General features: G+C 69.2%; 15 protein-coding genes. 8 read left to right on the top strand and 7 right to left on the bottom strand.

Annotation, left to right across the window (positions count from 1 at the left end):
* The first annotated feature begins 12 nt into the window (after positions 1 to 12).
* Genes ACU5E9_RS11785 through ACU5E9_RS11770 form a run of 4 tightly spaced genes read left to right on the top strand, consistent with a single transcriptional unit; the run spans position 13 to position 3,933 of the window.
* Positions 13 to 927: a VOC family protein gene (locus tag ACU5E9_RS11785; protein ID WP_456810105.1), complete on the top strand. Its 915-nt coding sequence runs from the start codon at positions 13 to 15 to the stop codon at positions 925 to 927.
* On the top strand, positions 924 to 1,577 hold the full coding sequence (locus tag ACU5E9_RS11780) for an alpha/beta hydrolase (protein WP_456810104.1): 654 nt from the start codon (positions 924 to 926) through the stop codon (positions 1,575 to 1,577). The genes ACU5E9_RS11785 and ACU5E9_RS11780 overlap by 4 nt, the downstream gene beginning before the upstream one ends.
* Positions 1,574 to 2,614: an LLM class flavin-dependent oxidoreductase gene (locus ACU5E9_RS11775; protein ID WP_456810103.1), complete on the top strand. Its 1,041-nt coding sequence runs from the start codon at positions 1,574 to 1,576 to the stop codon at positions 2,612 to 2,614. The genes ACU5E9_RS11780 and ACU5E9_RS11775 overlap by 4 nt, the downstream gene beginning before the upstream one ends.
* Positions 2,615 to 2,667: 53 nt before the next feature.
* Positions 2,668 to 3,933 (top strand): MFS transporter, encoded by a 1,266-nt coding sequence (locus ACU5E9_RS11770; RefSeq protein WP_456810102.1) that lies wholly within the window; start codon positions 2,668 to 2,670, stop codon positions 3,931 to 3,933.
* A 9-nt stretch (positions 3,934 to 3,942) separates the two neighbouring features.
* On the opposite strand, the gene ACU5E9_RS11765 is transcribed toward ACU5E9_RS11770, so the two are convergent.
* Positions 3,943 to 4,929 (bottom strand): aldo/keto reductase, encoded by a 987-nt coding sequence (locus ACU5E9_RS11765; protein WP_456810101.1) that lies wholly within the window; start codon positions 4,927 to 4,929, stop codon positions 3,943 to 3,945.
* Positions 4,930 to 4,979: 50 nt separating this feature from the next.
* Positions 4,980 to 5,885, bottom strand: coding sequence for a helix-turn-helix domain-containing protein (locus tag ACU5E9_RS11760; RefSeq protein ID WP_456810100.1), 906 nt, complete (start codon positions 5,883 to 5,885; stop codon positions 4,980 to 4,982).
* Positions 5,886 to 5,986: 101 nt separating this feature from the next.
* Here ACU5E9_RS11760 and ACU5E9_RS11755 point away from each other — a divergent pair, with 101 nt between their 5' ends.
* Positions 5,987 to 7,171, top strand: coding sequence for an MFS transporter (locus ACU5E9_RS11755; protein ID WP_456810099.1), 1,185 nt, complete (start codon positions 5,987 to 5,989; stop codon positions 7,169 to 7,171).
* 183 nt (positions 7,172 to 7,354) lie between these two features.
* On the opposite strand, the gene ACU5E9_RS11750 is transcribed toward ACU5E9_RS11755, so the two are convergent.
* The 3 genes from ACU5E9_RS11750 to ACU5E9_RS11740 all read right to left on the bottom strand — a co-directional run bounded on the left by ACU5E9_RS11750 (position 7,355) and on the right by ACU5E9_RS11740 (position 10,885).
* Positions 7,355 to 8,245 carry a fumarylacetoacetate hydrolase family protein gene (locus ACU5E9_RS11750; RefSeq protein ID WP_456810098.1) on the bottom strand — a complete coding sequence of 297 codons (891 nt, stop codon included), beginning with the start codon at positions 8,243 to 8,245 and terminating at the stop codon, positions 7,355 to 7,357.
* A gap of 28 nt (positions 8,246 to 8,273) precedes the next feature.
* Complete coding sequence (bglB, locus tag ACU5E9_RS11745) at positions 8,274 to 9,428, bottom strand: beta-galactosidase BglB (protein WP_456810097.1); 1,155 nt, start codon at positions 9,426 to 9,428, stop codon at positions 8,274 to 8,276.
* Between the two features lie 98 nt (positions 9,429 to 9,526).
* The gene (locus ACU5E9_RS11740; protein ID WP_456810096.1) at positions 9,527 to 10,885 is read right to left on the bottom strand and encodes an MFS transporter; all 1,359 of its coding nucleotides are present in this window, start codon (positions 10,883 to 10,885) and stop codon (positions 9,527 to 9,529) included.
* 312 nt (positions 10,886 to 11,197) lie between these two features.
* Here ACU5E9_RS11740 and ACU5E9_RS11735 point away from each other — a divergent pair, with 312 nt between their 5' ends.
* The 3 genes from ACU5E9_RS11735 to ACU5E9_RS11725 all read left to right on the top strand — a co-directional run bounded on the left by ACU5E9_RS11735 (position 11,198) and on the right by ACU5E9_RS11725 (position 16,210).
* Positions 11,198 to 12,154 (top strand): quinone oxidoreductase family protein, encoded by a 957-nt coding sequence (locus tag ACU5E9_RS11735; protein WP_456810095.1) that lies wholly within the window; start codon positions 11,198 to 11,200, stop codon positions 12,152 to 12,154.
* 77 nt (positions 12,155 to 12,231) lie between these two features.
* Positions 12,232 to 14,394 carry an ATP-dependent Clp protease ATP-binding subunit gene (locus ACU5E9_RS11730; protein WP_456810094.1) on the top strand — a complete coding sequence of 721 codons (2,163 nt, stop codon included), beginning with the start codon at positions 12,232 to 12,234 and terminating at the stop codon, positions 14,392 to 14,394.
* Between the two features lie 133 nt (positions 14,395 to 14,527).
* A complete protein-coding gene (locus ACU5E9_RS11725; RefSeq protein WP_456810093.1) occupies positions 14,528 to 16,210 on the top strand; it encodes a sensor histidine kinase in 1,683 nt (560 codons plus the stop codon).
* Positions 16,211 to 16,376: 166 nt separating this feature from the next.
* Here ACU5E9_RS11725 and ACU5E9_RS11720 read toward each other — a convergent pair whose 3' ends face one another.
* Complete coding sequence (locus tag ACU5E9_RS11720; RefSeq protein WP_456810092.1) at positions 16,377 to 17,696, bottom strand: O-acetylhomoserine aminocarboxypropyltransferase/cysteine synthase family protein; 1,320 nt, start codon at positions 17,694 to 17,696, stop codon at positions 16,377 to 16,379.
* Positions 17,693 to 18,868: a MalY/PatB family protein gene (locus ACU5E9_RS11715; protein ID WP_456810091.1), complete on the bottom strand. Its 1,176-nt coding sequence runs from the start codon at positions 18,866 to 18,868 to the stop codon at positions 17,693 to 17,695. Before ACU5E9_RS11715 ends, ACU5E9_RS11720 begins: the two co-directional genes overlap by 4 nt.
* Positions 18,869 to 18,922 lie beyond the last annotated feature (54 nt).

Genomic DNA, 18,922 nt, shown 5'->3' with positions numbered 1-18,922 from the left:
CGGGAGCCAGACATGAGCGTCACATCCGCCGAGCAGATCATCAATGCCGACACCTCCATGGGTGCGGTGACCCTGCGGGTCGGTGACCTCGAGACCATGTCGGACTACTACTCCCACGCGTTCGCCATGGAACCCCTCGAGGAGCGCAGCCGCGCCCGCGAGGTGCACCGGGTGCTCGGCCGTGGAACGACCCCGCTCGTGCGGCTCATCCATACCCCCGACCTGCCCGGGGTCGACCCGCGCCAGGCGGGCCTGTTCCACACCGCCTTCCTCTTCGAAACACCCGAGACCCTCGCGGCAACCGTGTATCGCGCCGCGCAGGACCCGCGCAGCCGTTTCGTCGGCTCCAGCGACCACCTCGTCAGCGAGGCGTTCTACTTCACCGACCCCGAGGGCAACGGCGTCGAGCTGTACACCGACCGCGACCGCGACCGTTGGATCCACGACGGTGAAGAGATCCGGATGGCCACCGAGTACCTCGACCCGAACGCCTACCTGCAGGACCACCTCAACCAGAGGGTTCTGGATGCCGGCCCCTCCATGGCCGGCGCGGTCGGTCACGTGCACCTGCAGGTGGGCGACCTGCAGACAGCGCGGGCGTTCTACGTCGACGCGCTCGGATTCGAGGCCACCCAGACCGGCTACACCGGTGCACTCTTCGCCTCGGCCGGCGGCTACCACCACCACATCGCCATGAACGTGTGGAACAGCCGAGGCTCCGGACCAAGAGCGGCCAGCCTCGGCCTCGGCGACGTGGCTGTCACCGTGCCCGCCGCGGCGGATCTCGAAGCCCTCACCGCGCGACTGAACACCCGGTCGATTCCGTTCGCCGGAGACGGTCGTTCCGTCTCCCTCACCGACCCCTGGGGCACCCAGGTCACTGTTTCCCTGCCCGACCTTTCCACCGAGGAGCTAATCGCCCGATGAACACCCAGCTCACAGACGTCCGCTCGTCCGGATGGTCCGCGGCGATCGCCGAAACCACCCCGGTCGTTCTCCTCCTCCACGGCTACGGCTCCAACGAGAACGACCTGGCCGGGCTCGTCCCCGCGCTGGGTCTCTCGCTCCCGTGGGCGTCCCTGCGCGCCCCGCTCGAACTGGGCAACGGCGGCGCAGCGTGGTTCACCATCACCACACCTGGAAACCCCGACGCGGAGCCCGTGGCCCGGGCCACGGACGCGATCTGGGCCTGGGTGGACGCACACGTGGCGTCCACCACGCCGGTGATCCCCATCGGCTTCTCCCAGGGCGGCCTGATGGCCAGCCAGCTGCTGCGCACCCGGCCCGAGCGGGTGCTTGCTCCCATCGTGCTCGGCGGATTCGTGCTCGGCGCTGCCCAGCCCGGCGACGCGACCCTCGCCGAGAGCCGCCCGCCCGTCTTCTGGGGTCGCGGCTCCGAGGACCGGGTCATCGGCGAACCCGCGATCTCGCGCACCAGCGCGTTCTTGCCGACCCACTCCACCCTGGTCGAGCGGATGTACCCGGGCCTCGCGCACGGGATCAACGCCGCCGAGATCGACGATGTGCGCTCGTTCCTGACGCTGAACGCCGGTGCCGGGTCCGTGAACGGCCGATGAGTTCGGCCACGCCCTTCGAGATCGGGATCTTCACCTTCGGGGAACTGACCAGGGACGCCGCCGGCCGGCACATTCCCGCCGGTCAGCGCCTCGCCGACCTCCTGGAATGGGCGCGGGTGGCCGATCAGGCCGGGCTCGACGTCTTCGGCGTCGGCGAGCACCACCGGGACGATTTCGCGGTGTCGTCGCCGCCGGTCGTGCTGGCCGCGGTGGCCGCGCAGACCACCCGCATCCGCCTGACGAGCACCGTCACCGTGCTCTCCAGCGCCGACCCGGTGCGGGTGTTCGAAGACTTCGCCACCCTCGACCTGATCAGCGGCGGCCGCGCAGAACTCACCGCCGGCCGCGGCGCCTATGTGGAGTCCTTCCCGCTGTTCGGACAGCCCCTCGACCGCTACGACGAGTATTTTGACGACCGCCTGGAGCTGCTGCTGCGCATCCGGGACACGAACCCCGTGACCTGGAGCGGCACCACCCGCGCCGCACTGCAGGATGCCGGCGTGTGGCCTCGCCCGCAGCAGGAGGCGTTGCCGATCTGGATCGCCGTCGGCGGAACACCCGCGTCGGTCGTGCGCGCGGGGTCGCTCGGGCTTCCCCTCTACCTCGCGATCCTCGGCGACCCGGCGCGTTTCGCGCCCCTGGCCGAGCTCTACCGGCGGTCCGCCGCGGAGGCCGGTCGCGAACACGGACGCATCGGGGTGACGTCGCATTTCTACGTCGGGCCGACCTCGCAGGGCGCACGGGACACCTTCTTCCCGCACTATTCCGCCTACATCGGCCAGAACATGCCGCGCGCCGGGCGGCTGGACCGGGACGCGTTCGAGGAGTGGGCGAGCCCGCACGGGGCGCTGTTCGCCGGCAGTCCCGCCGAGATCATCGACAAGATCCTCTGGGAGCACGAGGTCCTCGGCCACACCCGCTTCCTCGCCCAGGTCGGCCTGGGCGGCCTGCCCCAGGCCGAGACGCTGCGCTCGATCGAGCTGCTGGCCACCGAGGTGCTCCCTGCCGTGCGCGCGGCCCTTCATCTCACCGAGTGACCACGACGACGCGGCGCCGCATCCACCCGCACGGCACCCCGTAGGGTGAACTGGTGAATCGAGTCGTCCGGCCAGGCCTCCCCGCACTGCTCGTGGTGGGCATCGTGTTCATCGGCTTCATCCTGCGCGGTCCGATCGTGGCCGTCGCGCCGATCACGGGCGAGATCAGCGGCGACCTGTCCCTGACCGCGGCGCAGGCGGGGCTGCTCACGAGCCTGCCGGTGCTGTGCTTCGCCCTGATGACACCGTTCGCCTCACTGTTCGTCGGCAAGGCCGGTGCGGACTTCGCCACGACGATCGCCATCGTCGGCGTGGGCATCGGCTCGATCGTGCGTTCGGCCGGCAGCGTGGAGGCGACCTACACCGGCACCATCATCATGGGAGCGTTCGTCACCATCGGTAACGTGGTGATCCCCGTCATCATCCGCCGGGACATCTCGCCCGGCCGGGTCGGCATCGTGACCGGCGCGTACACCTCGGCGATGAACGTGAGCTCGATGATCACCTCGCTTGCCACGGTTCCGCTCGCGGCCGCCTTCGGCTGGCGCGGCGCCCTGCTCGCCTGGCTGGGCTTCGTGGTGCTCGCCGCCGTGGCGTGGCTGGTGGCCGTTGGACCCGCGCGGGCCACCCGGTGGGGGCCGCTCAGCCGCACCCTCGAGACCGGTGCGGTGGACACCGTCGCCATCGACACCCGCGGCATCCCGCTCGTGCCGGACGAGCCGCGCACTTGGCGCAGCCTCTCGGCCGTGTTCCTGGCGCTGGCCTTCGGTGCCCAGGCGTTCTCCTACTACGGGGTCACCGCCTGGTTCCCCTCGATCCTCGAGCAGGAGCTCGGCTACTCGCCGGGCGACGCCGGCACGAGCTCGTCGGTCTTCCAGATCGCCGCGGTGGTGGGGGCGCTCGGGGTGCCGCTGCTGTCCCAGCGGATCAGCATCCCGAAGACCTTCGCCCTGGTGGGCGCGCTCTGGATCAGCCTGCCCGTCGGCATGCTGCTCGCCCCGGCGGGAAGCCTCGCCTGGGGATTCCTGGGCGGCATCGCGCAGGGCGGCGGAATCACAATCGTCTTCATGCTCGTGGTGCAGCTGGCGCGGAGCGGCACGCACGCACGCCGGCTCTCGGCGATGGTGCAGGGCGTCGGCTACGCGCTGGGCGCCACCGCCCCATCCCTGATCGGCGCCGTGCACGACAGCACCGGCACCTGGACCCTGCCGATGGGCATCATCCTGGCCGGCACGATGGTCTTCACCGTCGCCGGCCTCGCGGGCGCCCTGCGCGCCACCGGGCCCTCGCCCCGTCGGCTTCGGGGCCCGGGCCGCTAGAGACGCCCGCTATTTCCCGACCAGGCCGAGGTGGGCGTCGTTGTAACGGTTGCCCTGCACGCCGATGCGGTCGGCGACGCCGTTGAGGTCGGCGAGTTCGTCGGCGGACAGCGCCACGGCGGTGGCGCCGGCGTTCTCCTCCAGTCGTTCCAGCCGTCGGGTGCCAGGGATGGGCACGATCCAGGGTTGTTGGGCGAGCAACCAGGCCAGGGCCACCTGGCCGGGTGATGCGTCCTTCGACCGGGCGAGCTCGGTGACGTGGTCAACGAGTGCCTGGTTGGCGGTTCGGTTCTCCTCGGAGAAGCGGGGGATGCTGCCGCGGACATCCCCGTCGGTGAAGGTGGTCGCGGTGTTCACGGTGCCGGTGAGGAACCCCTTGCCGAGCGGGCTGAACGGGACGAAGCCGATGCCGAGCTCGGCGAGGGTGGGGAGCACCTCGGGTTCGGGGTCGCGGGTCCACAGCGAGTATTCGCTCTGTACGGCGGTGACCGGGAACACCGCGTGGGCGCGCCGGATCGTCGTTGCGGACGCCTCCGACAGGCCGAAGTGACGCACCTTCCCGGCCGCCACAAGGTCGCGCACGGCGCCGGCGACGTCTTCGATGGGTACATCGGGGTCGACCCGGTGCTGGTAGAAGAGATCGATGGCATCCACCCGGAGGCGCCGCAGCGACTCGTCGGCGACACGGGTGATCTGCTCCGGCCGGCTGTTCAGGCCCACGGAGGCGCCGTTCTCGATCTGCCAGCCGAACTTGGTGGCGATGACGACGTCGTCGCGGACGGGCTGCAGCGCCTCGCCGACGAGTTCCTCGTTGACGTACGGGCCGTATACTTCGGCGGTGTCGAAGAACGTGACGCCGAGATCGACGGCACCACGAAGCACGCCGATCATCTCGCTCCGGTCGCCCGGGTTGGGCCCGTAGCTCTGCGACATGCCCATACAGCCCAGGCCGATGGCGGAAACGGTGAGTCCCTGACCCAGGGTTCTTGTGTGCATGGTGTTTCTCCTTGCTCGCGTGAGCGCTCTGTTGTGCGCTCCGGTGTGCTCTACGACTGGATGTGGTCGGCCGCTGCTGCGGGCGCGGTGGCGGTCGTGAGGATTTCGTTCGTCGCGGCCCAGCTGGCCAGAACGCGGAGGCCGTCTTCGGCAGGGGACCCGGCCGTGGCGGTGTAGATGGTGAGGTTGAGGCCCTGGTCGGCGGTGAGGTCGAGTGCTTCATAGGTGAGCTCGAGGGTGCCGACGACCGGGTGGCGGAAGGTCTTCGTGCCGGCGGAATGCAGGCGCACATTGTGCTTCGCCCAGCGTGCGCGGAAGTCGGCGCTGCGGGTGGAGAGCTCGCCGACGAGGTCCTGCAGGTCGCGATCGTGCGGGTCGCGGCCGGCCTCGGTGCGCAGGATCGCCACCGAGATGTCGGCGGCGCCCTCCCAGTCCGGGTAGAACCGTTCGGACCGCTCCCGGTCGAGGAAGGCGTAGCGGGCGAAGTTCGGCAGCCGCTCCGGCTCGAGGTAGACATCGGAGTACAGGGCCCGGCCCAACAGGTTCGTCGCGATGAGGTCCATCCGGCCGTTGCGAACGATCGCGGGCGCGTTCGTGATGGCATCCAGGGTCTGTTGCAGCCCCCGGCGCACCTCGGTCTTGCGTGGGTCGCGCCGCGCCCGCCTGGCCGGGGAGGCGTTCGCCGCACGGGCCAGGTCGAACAGGTGCGCCGCTTCGGCGTCGTCGAGCCGCAGCGCCCGGGCCACGGCGTGCAACACCGAGTCTGAGGCGCCGGTGAGGTTGCCACGCTCGAGCTTGGCGTAGTACTCGACGCTGATGTCGGCCAGGGCCGCGACCTCGCTGCGGCGCAGCCCGGGAACCCGCCGGTTCGGCCCGGCCTGAAGGCCGGCCTGCTCCGGGGTGATGCCTGCTCGCCGCGAGACGAGGAAGTCCTTGGCCTCGTTCATGGTGTCCATGTCCTCCACGGTACGACAGGCCGCCGTGCCGCGCGATGTACTGTCAGTACACGTTTCGGGGGAGTGTTCCTCGCCGGGCGGGGACCGGGTTGACTCGTCGGGTGCCGCCCAGAAAACCACCCCACTCTCCGACCGCCCGACTGCCACTGCCCGCCCTGCTGGTGATGGCCCTGACCGGGTTCGTGCTCATCGCCACCGAGACCATGCCGGCCGGCCTGTTGCCGCAGATCGCGGCCGGACTGAGCGTGACCGAGGGCGCGGCGGGGCAATTCGTGAGCGCCTACGCCCTCGGCACGGTCATCGTCACGCTGCCGGCGATCACGCTCACCCGCGGACTCCGGCGCAAACCGCTCCTGCTCACCGGGCTGGTCGGGTTCCTCCTGGCGAACACGATCACGGCGCTCTCGGCCGACCTCGTGCTGTCGCTGGCCACCCGGTTCCTGGCCGGTGGGTTCTCCGGCCTGCTCTGGGGAATGCTCGCGGGCTACGCGTGGCGGATCACCGCCCGCGAACTCGCCGGCCGGGCCCTGTCGATAGCGTCGCTCGGCACGCCGATCGGGCTCGCCGTCGGCACGCCGTTCGGATCCTGGCTCGGCTCCGCACTGGACTGGCGGTGGTCGTTCGGTGCCCTGTCCGCGCTAACCCTGGTGACCATCGGGCTCGCGGTCGTCTTCGTGCCCGATGCGCCCGGCCAGCGCGCCGCCACGCGGATGCCGATCCACCGGGTGGTCATGATCCCCGGCGTCGCGGCGATCCTCGCCGTGATTTTCGTGTGGATGCTGGCCCACAACACCGTCTACACCTACATCGCCGCGTACCTGCGCGCCGCCGCCGTGGGCCTCACAGTCGATCTTGCCCTCGTCACCTTCGGCGTTGCCGCACTGGCCGGGATCTGGATGACCGGCGCGGTCGTCGACCGGGCGCTGCGCCCGCTGGTTCTGGGCAGCATCACCCTGTTCGCCGTCGCCGGCGGTATCCTCCTCCTCGGCCAGAACTCCCTGGTTGCGGTCCTGGTCGCGATCGCGCTCTGGGGCGTCGCCTTCGGCGGCGCTGCCGCCCAGCTGCAGACCGCGATCGGGGAGGCCAGCGGCGCGAACGCCGACACCGCCAACGCCCTCCTGGGGGTGTCCTTCAACCTCGCGATCTTCGCCGCCGGGGTGCTCGGCGCGGTGCTGATCGCCGGCGGCAACGGCCTCATCCTCCCGGTCGCGATGATCGGGCTCGCCGCCGTCGCGCTCGTGATCGCCGGCCTGGCCAGGCGGTCGGCGTTTCCGGTCGGTCGGTGACGCGCTGCCAGCAGAGCGGGTCGTGGGAGTCATCCATTCCCACGCGACCACGAGGTGGGGTACACCCAGGTGGTCGCCGTCCTGATCGACGCCGTCACCGACGTGGACGTGTACGGGCCAGCCGGTCGTTTCCCCGGGCACCACCACGCCCGACGGCAACGAGGGACTGTCAGTACCCCTGTCCTAGGCCGACACGAACGTCGTCGTGAGCTCGCCCAGCCCGGTGACCCGGATGGTCACCGTGTCGCCGTGCTTGAGCGGAACGTGGGCGGTCTGCGCCTGCACCGACCGGGCCGGGGTTCCGGTGGAGATGATGTCGCCGGGTTGCAGCGTGATGATCTGGGACAGGTAGTGCACCAGGAACGCGACGCCGTAGACCATCGCGTCGGTGCTGGACTGCACTGTCACGACGCCGTTGAGCTCGACCTCCATCTGCCGGCCCGCGAGGGTCGGTGCCTCGTCGGTGGTGACGATCCAGGGGCCGAGCGGGCCGAAACCGTCGACGCTCTTGCCGAGGGCCCACTGGCTGGACCGGTTCTGCCAGCCGCGATCGGATACGTCGTTGAAGAGGGTGTACCCGGCGACGTACGCCATCGCATCCGCCTCGGCGACGTCCTTGGCGGTGCGGCCGATCACGACGGCGATCTCGCCCTCGTAGTCCACGTCGGTCGCGGCCAACGGCATCACGACCCGGTCCTGGGGACCACCGATCGTATTGGCCGTCTTGATGAAGACATTCGGGAACGGCGCCGCATCCTCGACCGTCGCCCCGTCGACGAGACCTTCATTGTGGCCTTCGATGTGGCCCCGGTAGTTGTAGCCCAGGCACAGGATGATGCTCGGCCGCACCGGCGGTGCCAGCCGGACATCCGCCAGGCGGGGCAGGGCGGCGAGGTCGGCCTCGGCGACGGCGGCGCGGGCGGCGGCGAGCGCCGAGTCGTCGGCGAGGAGCCCTGCGAGAGTCGCGCTTCCCGTGATCGTGCCCAGCTCCAGGAGCCGGTCGACCCCGTCGGGTCCGGCGACAACGGCGCCGGGTCGTTGCTGTCCATCGAGGTCAACGCTGACGAGTCTCATCTGTAGTCCTTCACGTGTTTCGGTTGCTTCAGTAGTAGGTGCGCCGGTACTCGGCGAGGCACAGGATGGCCATGGCCTGCCCGTATGGCATCGACGTGCAGGGGATCGCCCGGTAGAAGTCGAGGCTGGATCCCATGCCGGTTCCGAATGAGACCTGCAGCAGCTCGCCGTCGGCGGAGACGTTCGCGATGATCGCCTGGACGGCCTTCTCGGCGGTTGGGGCGTATTTCGCATCGAGGTAGCCCTTGCGCACGGCCTTGAGGATGCCGTAGGCGAAGCCTGCCGTCGCGGACGCTTCGAGGTACGACGAGGGGTCATCCAGCAGCGTGTGCCACAACCCCGAGTCGTCCTGGATATCGGCGAGGGCCGCGACCTGGGCGTCCAGCACCTGGATCAGGAAACGCCGCACCGGGTCGGACTCGGACAGGCCCAGCAGTTCGATGAAGTCCGGGATCACCATGGTCAGCCAGGAGTTGCCGCGGGCCCAGCGGGCCTGGGCGAAGTTGGCGTCGCCGTCGAACGACCAGCCGTGGAACCACAGTCCCGTCTCGCGGTCCATCAGGTAGGCGACGTGGGTGAGGAACTGGAACGTCGCCTCCTGGACGTACTCCGTGCGGCCGAGCAGCATGCCGATCTTCGCCAATGGCAACACCGTCATCATGAGGGTGTCGTCCCACATCTGGTGGTGGTTCTCTTCGGCCAGGGTGACGTGTTGCATGCCGCCGTGCGGGGTGCGCGGCATCGACCGCATCGCCCACTCGGCCCAGGAGTCGAGCCAGGGCAGGAGTGTGCGGTCGCCCGTCTCCTCGTACCGGTAGGCGAGGGTGAGCAGCGGCGACATCGTGTTGACGTTCTTGGTGGTGCCCTCGGCCAGCCGGGCGGTGAACCAGGAGTCCACGATGTCGCGCATCTCAGGCTCGCCGGTCTGGTCGTAGTACTGCCAGATCCCGTACAGGCCGATCCCGTGGGTCCATTCCCAGCCCGCCCAGCCCTTGGTGTCGATGACCCGGCCGTCATCCAGCCGAAGCAGGAACTCGCCGGTCTCGTCCGAGATGTTGACCAGATTGTCGGTGAGCCGGTGAACCAGCTCATCGATACCGTCGCGGGAGATGAACCGCTCCGGCGCCCGCAACAGCGCGCTGTGCTTCACCGGCCAGGTCTTCTGTGGCGTCGTGATGGTCATGGGATATCCGTTCGTGGTGCTGGGGTTGCTGGGCGGGTGGGGTGCGACCAGGGCCGCGCGGGAAGGGAGCCCAGATTCCTCCGGGCTCCCGGGCCGGCTCAGGGGAGCCGGATCGACTTCGTCTCGATGTCCTCGAGAGAGGTGCCCCTGGTCTCATCGGACAGGAACGCGGCCACAGCCGCGACCAGGCAGATGCCGAATGCCAGCGAGCCGATCACGAGCGGGATGTTCGCGGTGCCGGGAGGGGCGATCGCGGTGAAGATGCTCGGGAAGAACGACGCGATCATCAGGCCGACGTTCTGGGCGACCGCGAATCCGGTCACGCGCATCCGCATCGGGAACTGTTCCTGATAGAAGGTGGCGAAGGTCGCGTTCCACATCTGGAAGAAGATGCCCTGAACAACGACGACGCACACGAAGACGAGGGGCAAACTACCCTGCTCGATCGCCCAGAGGTAGACCCCGGCGAGCAGACCGCCGCCGATGCCGCCGATGAGCATCAGGGTGCGTCGGCCGATCTTGTCGGACAGTGCACCGAAGAAGGGGATGGTGACGATCGCGACGATATTGGCCACCAGCGTGACCCACAGGAACTCACTCGCGGAGAACCCGTTGCCGTAACCCTCCTGGGTGGCGTAGGCCACACCGAAGATGAGGGTGGCCATGCCGATCACGTTGGTGAGGGTCATCAGGATGCAACGCACCAGAACCCAGAGGTGGGTCTGCACGAGCTCGACGATCGGCAACTTGCGCTTCGCGGTGACGGCGTCGGTGAGGGCGAGGAAGACCGGGGGCTCCTGCACCCGGCGACGGATGATCCACCCGGCGAGGATGACGAGGGCGCTGAGCAGGAACGGGATGCGCCAGCCCCAGGTGTGGAACTGCTCGTCGCTGAGGATCGCGGCGAGCGGGAGCATCAGGCCGGTGGCGAGGATCGAGCCGAACTGGGTGCCCTGGAGGCTGAAGCTGGCGAAGAAGCCGCGTCGGGCGTCGGGCGAATGCTCGACGATCATTGCGCTGGCACCACCGAGTTCGCCGGCGACGGCGAAGCCCTGGACCAGGCGCAGCAGCACCAGGAGGATGGGCGCGAGCACGCCGACCTGGCCGAAGGTCGGCAGCAGGCCGACGAGGAAGGTCGCACAGCCCATCAGCAGCATGGCGAAGGTGAGCACGTTCTTGCGGCCGTGCCGGTCACCCCATGCGCCGAGGACGATGGCGCCGATCGGGCGGGAGACGTAGCCGACCGCGTAGGTCGCGAGCGACGCGATGATGGCGACTGTCGCGTTCCCGGACGGGAAGAAGACTGTGGGGAAGACGAGGGCCGCGGCCTGCGAATACAACGCAAAGTCGTAGTACTCGAGAGCGCTTCCGATCCAACCGCTCATCGCGGCCTTCTTCGGGTCGCGTTTTCCGATGCCGGCTTCTGGGAGGGCCGGCCCGGTAGTTGTCGTGCTCATGTACTGATCTCCTTCGGCGCCAATGGCGAGGGACCGAACCTGTCCGTTGAGGGACGCGCGGTCGTGATCGAAACTGCGAAACGATTGCTGTTTGAATCGTTTCAATGTGACGATAGCACCGATTCCAACGCCCGAACGTCTTTTCTGGACCATGATTCCGCTCGGCGGAACGATTTCCGCTTGTTTCGGACGACGTGAGGCTTTGGGAAGGGACTTTGTGCCCGGTCGGCATGGCCGGCGCCGGATGTTCGTCATAGGGCGGGCACCAGGATTACCGTGGAGGTTGAGACGTTCACGCGTGAGGAGCCCGATGTGAATACCGCAATGCAGGTCTATCTCGTGGGGAAGGGCACTCCGTTCCGACTGGGGGAACGGCCCGTTCCCGTTCCCGGGCACGACCAGCTGCTCGTGCGCACACGGGCGGTCGCGCTCAACAACGCCGACCTCACCCCCGCCGGTGAGGATCACATCGCCGGCTATGAGTTCAGCGGCGAAGTCGTCGAGCTCGGAGTGGGCGTTGATGCGAGCCGTCGCGGACAACGGGTCGCCGGCACCACTGTCGGCGCGTTCGCCGAATTCGTCCTCGTGCACCAGCGTCACGTCCTGCCGATCCCGGACGGCCTCAGCTTTGCGGATGCCGCCGCGCTGCCGACCGCGCTCCTGACCGAGTACGGGGCGCTCGCTCTGGCCGGAGTCGGCGCCGGGGATGCCGTGCTGATCACCGCCGCGTCGTCGGGCATCGGCCTCATCGGGGTGCAGATCGCGCGTCTTTTCGGCGCCACTCCCGTCATCGCCACTACCCGCTCGCCCCGCAAGCGGGCCCTGCTCGAAAGCGTCGGAGCCGATGTCGTGATCGCCACGTCCGAGGACGACCTCGTCGGCGCCGTGTTGGAGGCGACGGGCGGCACCGGTGTCGCGGTGGTGTTGGACCATGTCGCCGGCGGCATGATCGCCGCGGCCGTGCCCGCTACCCGGACCGGTGGCCAGATCGTCAGCGTCGGGCGGCTGAGTGGAGCTGAAGCGACCGTGGACCTGTACGCCCTGGCCGCCCGCGCCGTGACCATCCGGTCGGTGTCCTACGGCTTCACCCCGCCGTCGACGATCGGGGACCTGCTCGATGCCGTTGCGGCCCGGGTTCTTCCCGCTGTCGCCGATGGTCGCATCCGTGCGGTTGTGGACCGCGTGCTGCCCTTCGCCCAGGCTCAGGCGGGCCTGGACCGGCTGCGCAGCGGGGAGGCCGAGGGCAAGATCGTGCTGACGATGCCCTGATTGAGGAGGTGGCGAAGACGAGCACTCCCGTCTAAACTTGAGTCGAGTCCACTCAAGTATTTGCGAAGGATGATTTGATGGCCAACATGCAGGGCGCCCCCGGAACCGACGAGAAGCAGAAGACCGCGCTGGAACAGTACGGCGTGAACCTCACCGAGATTGCCAAGAGCGGCAAGCTCGACCCCGTGATCGGCCGGGACGCCGAGATCCGCCGGGTCAGCCAGGTGCTCACCCGCCGCACGAAGAACAACCCGGTGCTGATCGGTGAACCCGGCGTGGGCAAGACCGCCGTGGTGGAGGGCCTGGCCCAGCGCATCGTCGCCGGTGACGTGGCCGACTCGCTCAAGGGCAAGCAGCTGGTGTCGCTCGACCTGGCGGCCCTCGTCGCAGGAGCGAAGTACCGCGGCGAGTTCGAGGAACGGCTCAAGGCCGTGCTCAAGGAGATCAACGACGCCGACGGCCAGATCATCACCTTCGTCGACGAACTGCACACCCTGATGGGCGCCGGTGGCGGCGAGGGCTCGGTGGCCGCATCCAACATGCTCAAGCCCATGCTCGCCCGCGGCGAGTTGCGCCTGATCGGCGCCACCACCCTCAACGAGTACCGCGAATTCATCGAGAAGGATGCCGCGCTCGAGCGCCGCTTCCAGCCGGTGCTCGTGGACGAGCCCAGCGTCGAAGACACCGTCGCGATCCTCCGGGGGCTCAAGGAGCGGTACGAGGCGCACCACAAGGTCTCGATCGCGGATGCCGCGCTCGTGGCCGCCGCGTCCTTGTCCAACCGGTACATCACCGCCCGGCAGCTGCCGGACAAGGCGATCGACCTCATCGACGAGGCCGCCAGCCGGCTGCGGATGGAGATCGACTCCTCCCCGGTGGAGATCGACGAACTGCGCCGGCGGGTGCAGCGGCTCGAGCTGGAGGAGCTCGCGCTGAAGAAGGAGAAGGACGACGCCTCCAAGGCGCGCCTGGAGAAGCTGCGCGGCGACCTGGCTGAATTCACGGTGGCGCTGGGCGAACTGCAGGAACGCTGGGACAAGGAGCGGTCCTCGCTCAACCGGGTCGGCGACCTGCGGAAGCGCCTGGACAGTGCCCGCAGCCAGGCCGAGGTGGCCGAACGCCGCGGCGACCTGGAGAAGGCGTCCCGGTTGCTCTACGGCGACATCCCGGTGATCGAACGTGAACTCGCCGAGGCCGAGCAGACCGAGCAGGAGGGCCCGCGGATGGTGAACGACCAGGTCACCGCCGAGGACATCGCCGCGGTCGTCGCCGCCTGGACGGGAATCCCGGTCGGCCGGCTGCTTCAGGGCGAAACCGAGAAGCTGCTCAACCTCGAGGGCGAACTGGCCCACCGGCTGATCGGTCAGAAGAAGGCCGTGCGTGCCGTGGCCGACGCCGTGCGCCGCTCCCGGGCGGGCATCTCCGACCCCGCCCGGCCCACCGGGTCGTTCCTGTTCCTCGGCCCCACCGGCGTGGGCAAGACCGAGCTGGCCAAGGCGCTCGCCGAGTTCCTCTTCGATGACGAGAAGGCCATGGTGCGCATCGACATGAGCGAGTACGGCGAGAAGTTCTCCGTCTCCCGCCTGGTCGGCGCCCCTCCCGGCTACATCGGCTACGAGCAGGGCGGCCAGCTCACCGAGGCCGTGCGTCGCCGGCCCTACTCGGTGATCCTCTTCGACGAGGTGGAGAAGGCGCACCCCGAGGTGTTCGACGTGCTGCTGCAGGTGCTCGACGACGGCCGGCTCACCGACGGCCAGGGTCGCACCGTCGACTTCCGGAACACCATCCTGGTGCTCACCTCGAACCTGGGCTCGCAGTACCTGGTCGACCCGTCCCTCTCCCCGGAGGAGAAGGAGGAGGCCGTGCGGCTGATGGTGCGGCAGGCGTTCAAGCCCGAGTTCGTCAACCGGCTCGATGACATCGTGGTGTTCTCGTCGCTCTCCACCGACGACCTGGCCCAGATCGTGGAACTCTACGTGGACCGGTTGCAACGCCGGCTCGGCGAACGCCGCCTCGAACTGGCGGTGACGCCGGATGCCCGCGCCTGGCTGGCCGAACGCGGCTACGACCCGATCTACGGGGCCCGGCCGTTGCGGCGGCTGATGCAAACCGAGATCGACGACAGGCTCGCGACGGCGTTGCTGGGCGGCAGCATCCGCGACGGTGAAACGGTGCTGGTGGACCTCGCCGAGGACGGCGAATCGCTCACGGTGGGTTCGACGCCGCTCGGGCACGCCTGACCCGGCACCGGGCGACCCCGACCCGGGCGACGAATGTCCCCCAAAGTGAGGACTATTCGGCCCGGACCTGCTTGAATGCAGGGGAGGGCGGGCACTAGGGCCGGGAATGCCTCGCTAGCCTGAGGACGTTCCAGTGACGCAACATCCGGAGACCCCTATTCCGGACGCCGCAGACGCGGTCGAACGTGAGTTCCCGCTCTCCCAGCTGCCGTTCCTGGCCAGCGTCTGCGTGCTGTTGTTCTTCGTGATCGCGGGGATGCCGGAGGCGCTGGGGGAGACCGGCTTCCAGGTGGGGTTGGCGCTCGCCGTCGTCGCGACCCTGGCGGGCATGTTCGTGCCGTGGCAGCGGCATGGACACCAGTGGCTCGTGATCGTGCCGCTGCTCGACGTCGTCGTGGTCGCGTTCCTCCGTGACGGGGTGCGGGAGACCTTCCCCGCGGTGGGGCTGCTCATCGTGCTGCCCGTGCTCTGGCTGGCCTACGGTTTCGCCTGGTGGGCGCTCGGTCTGGCCCTGGCCGGCATGGTCTTCGTCAGCGCCTTCCCGTTCGTGCAGGCGGGCGTTCCGCCCACCGATGCCGTCGGCTGGGGAACCGCGCTGCTTCTGCCGATCGTCACCGGGTTCATCGCGATCACGGCACGAGTCGCCGCCAACAGCCTGCGGGCGCAGCAGCGTGAGCTGGTCGTGGTCTCCGGCGAACTGCGCACCGCGCTGCTCGAGGCGACGGACCGGCAGGCCACCTTCGAGGCCGTCATGGAAACCGTCGACGCCGGAATCGAGCTGTACAGCCCGGCCGGTGAGGTGATCCTGAGCAACGCCGCCGCCCGGGCCCTGGCCGTGCGCACTGACTCGGCCACCGGCAGTTACGGCCGGGACGCTTCCCTCGTGTTCGATGTGGACCGCACCACCCTGGTCGCGCTCGACGACCAGATCGCGGCCCGCGCGCTGCGCGGCGACCTCGTGGCCGGCCGGATCTACTGGGTCGGCGGCGACGACGACCAAAGCGCCATCATGGCTTCGGCGGGCGTGGTGGAACGGGAGTCCGGGTATCCGTTGGGCACCGTCGTCGTGGCCACCGATGTCACCCCGCTCGTAGAGGCGATCGCCGTGCGGGATGACTTCCTCGCCACGGTGTCGCACGAACTGCGCACCCCGCTCACGCCGATCATCGGCTACCTCGGCCTGATCGACGCCGAGGAGCTGGGCATCACCATGGAAATCAGCGTGATCGAGCGGAACGCCGAGCGCCTGTTGACGGTGATCGCGCACCTGCTCAGCGCCACCGACGGGCAACCGGCCATCCACCGGGTGGACGCGGACCTCGGCCAGATCCTGCGCTCCTGCCTCGACACCGCGCGGCCGCGCGCCCAGTCCGCCGGCATCACCATCAGCGCCAGGGACGACGCCGCCGTCTTCGCCGAGGTCGACCCGGTGGCCATCGAACAGGTCGTCGACAACCTGCTCACCAACGCCATCAAGTTCGCCCGCCCGCAGGGCAGCGTCACCCTCAGCGTCGACCGTGAGGGCACGGATGCGGTGATCCGCGTCACCGACGACGGCATCGGTCTCAGCGCCGAAGACCAACGCCAGGTCTTCGACCGGTTCTTCCGGGCGCGCAACTCCACCGAACTGGCCATCCCCGGCATGGGCCTGGGCCTGGCCATCGTGCGGGCCTTCGTGACCGCGCACCAGGGCACCGTGAACCTCACCAGCACGCTCGGCGAGGGCACCACCTTCACCGTCCGCCTGCCGCTGCACGCCGCGCCCGTCGCACCCGTTGCGCCGGCCGCCCCCGAGGGCCAGCTGCTCGCCCGCTGACCCGCGCGCCGCATCCGTAGGTCGTCTCGCGGGGTCTCGACAGGCTCGACCAGCGGGGTGGTGTGGCCGCGGAGGAGGGGGCGCGGCGAGTTTGCGGATGGCTCCCGTCTCGTTGGTCGAGCTTGTCGAGACCTGGTGAGCTGCGTGTGGGTCTGCCCGCGGTCGTCTAGCTGAGGGCCTGGTCCAGGTCGGCGATGAGGTCGTTCACGTCTTCGATCCCCACCGAAATGCGGATCAGGCCGTCGGAGATGCCCAGCCGGTCGCGCAGGTCCTGGCTGAACGAGGTGTGCGTGGACGTGGCCGGGTGCAGCGCCATCGACCGGGTGTCGCCGATGTTGGTCATGTGGCTGATCACCCGCAGCCGGTCGAGGAATCGGCCCGCCCCGGCCTCGCCGCCGCGCACGGTGAAGGAGAACACCGAGCCGCTCCGGCCGCCGTACAGTCGCTGGGCCAGGTCGTAGGCCGGATTGCCGGGCAGCCCGGCGTAGTCGACGCTCTCAATGCCGGGGTGCCCCTCCAACCAGCCGGCGATGGTGAGCGAGCTGGCCAGGTGCCGTTCCATCCGCAGCGACAGGGTCTCGATGCCCTGGTGCAGCAGGAACGAGTTGAACGGCGACAGCGCCGGGCCGATGTCGTTGACCACGGCCTCCCGGGTCGCCCGGGCGTAGGCGGTGCGGCCGAACTTCTCCGCGATCGACGGCAGCCCGGTCGTGGACTGCGTGATCAGCGGGTACGACCGGTCGGAGGCGGCCCAGTCGAAGGTGCCGCCGTCGACGATGGTGCCGGAGATCGCGGCGCCGTGGCCGCTGAGGAACTTGGTGGAGGAGTGCACCACGATGTCGGCACCGTGCTCGAACGGCCGGATCAGGAACGGTGATGCGATGGTGTTGTCCACCACGAACGGGATGCCGTGCCGTTTGGCGACCGCGGCGACCCGGCCGATGTCGACGATGTCGTTCTTCGGGTTGGGGATCGTCTCGCTGAAGATGGCCTTGGTGTTGGGCTGGATGACGCGGTCCCACTCGTCGTCGTCGAACTCGTCCCAGACGTAGTCCACGGTGACGCCGAACCGGGCGAAGCTGCGGCCGAAGAGGATGCGGGTGCCGCTGTAGATGCTCGCCGTCGACACTATGTGGTCGCCGTGTTGCGCGATCGACAGCAGAGCGGCCGTGATCGCGGCCTGCCCCGAGGCCACCACGATGGCCTCGGTGCCGCCCTCGAGCGACGCGATCCGGCGCTCGGCCACAGTGCCGGACGGGTTGCGCTGCCGGGAGTAGATGAGCCCGTCGGCGTCGCCGTTGAACCGGCCCCGGGCATCCGCGAAGGAATCGAACCGGAAGCCGGCGGTCATGTTGATCGGGGGGATGCGGGCCCCGCTGGTGAGCTCGTCGTACTCGCCGGCGTGCACCTGGCGGGTGTCGAAGGCGTAGCCTTCCCAGTCGTACTCGGGCTGGGACGGACAGGCTGAGGTGGCGTCGAGGGTCACAGGGATACTTTCAGTCGGGAGACGGCGGCGGCCATCTGCAGCACGGCCTGCTCCAGGATCGGGCGGGGCATGGCGAAGATCAGGCGGGCGTGGTCGGCGTAGCCCGAGCCGCAGAGTGACCCGTCGGTGAGTGTGACGCCAGCTTCGAGGCGGAAGAAGTCGGCGATGGAGCCCGGGATGCCCAGCCGTGAACAGTCCAGCCAGGCGATGTACGTGGCCTCCGGCACCTCGTAGCGCACCTCGGGCAGGTGCTCGGCGAGCAGGTCGCGCAGCAGGAAACGGTTGCCGTCGAGGTAGTCGATCACCTCGGCCAGCCACTCGCCGCCCTCGGTGTAGGCGGCGGTCGCGGCGATCACACCGGGGGTGGAGGCGCCGTGCACGACGGCGAACCCGAAGACCTGGTACACCTCCTCATCCGCCGGGTTGGTGGTGATGAACTGGGCGGTCTTCAGCCCCGGCAGGTTCCACGCCTTCGACGCCGAGGTGGCGGTGATGGTGTGCCGGGCGGTCTGCGCGGAGATGGACGCGTAGGGGATGTGCGGGGTGTCGCCGTAGCGGAGCGGCGCGTGGATCTCGTCGGCGAAGACCCGGCCGTTGTGCCGGTCGACGATCTCGGCGATGGCCTCGAGCTCGGCGCGGGTGAGGGCGGTGCCGGTGGGGTTGTGCGGGTTGCAGAGCACCAGGGTGCGGGCACCGGCCCTGAACGCGGCCTCGATCCCGACCAGGTCGTGGGTCCAACGGCCGTCGACGCTCACGCCGGGCACCTCGAAGATCTCCCGCCCCAGGGTGGGCGTGAAGCTGAGGAACGGCATGTACGACGGGGTGGGGATGATCACCCCGGTGCCGTCGGGCGAGTACCGCCGCACCGTCACCTCGAACGCGCTCATCACGTCGGACACCGGGTGGATGTTCTCCGGAGGCACCGTCCAGCCGTAGTCCTCACGCAGCCAGGCCGCGGTGGCCTCGGCCATCTGCCGGGTGGTGGTGGGGGCGAGATAGCCCAGGTCGCCGGTCTCGACGGCCCGGTGCAGCGCAGCGGAAACCGCCGGCGCGGTGCCGAAGTCCATCTCGGCCACCCAGGCGCCGATGGTGCCGGGGTGCAGGCTCCACTTCCGGCTGCTCGCACGACTGAGCTCGTCGCGAGTGATCTCGTCGAAACGTGATGTCGTCATCTGGTTCCTTCGGTTCTGGAGGACGGGCAGCTGCTTCCGACCCTAGTAATCGGG

This window comes from Cryobacterium sp. AP23 (genome assembly GCF_054075385.1).
Note: the sequence above shows the minus strand (reverse complement) of the source record. Positions and strands in the feature narration are given on the sequence as shown.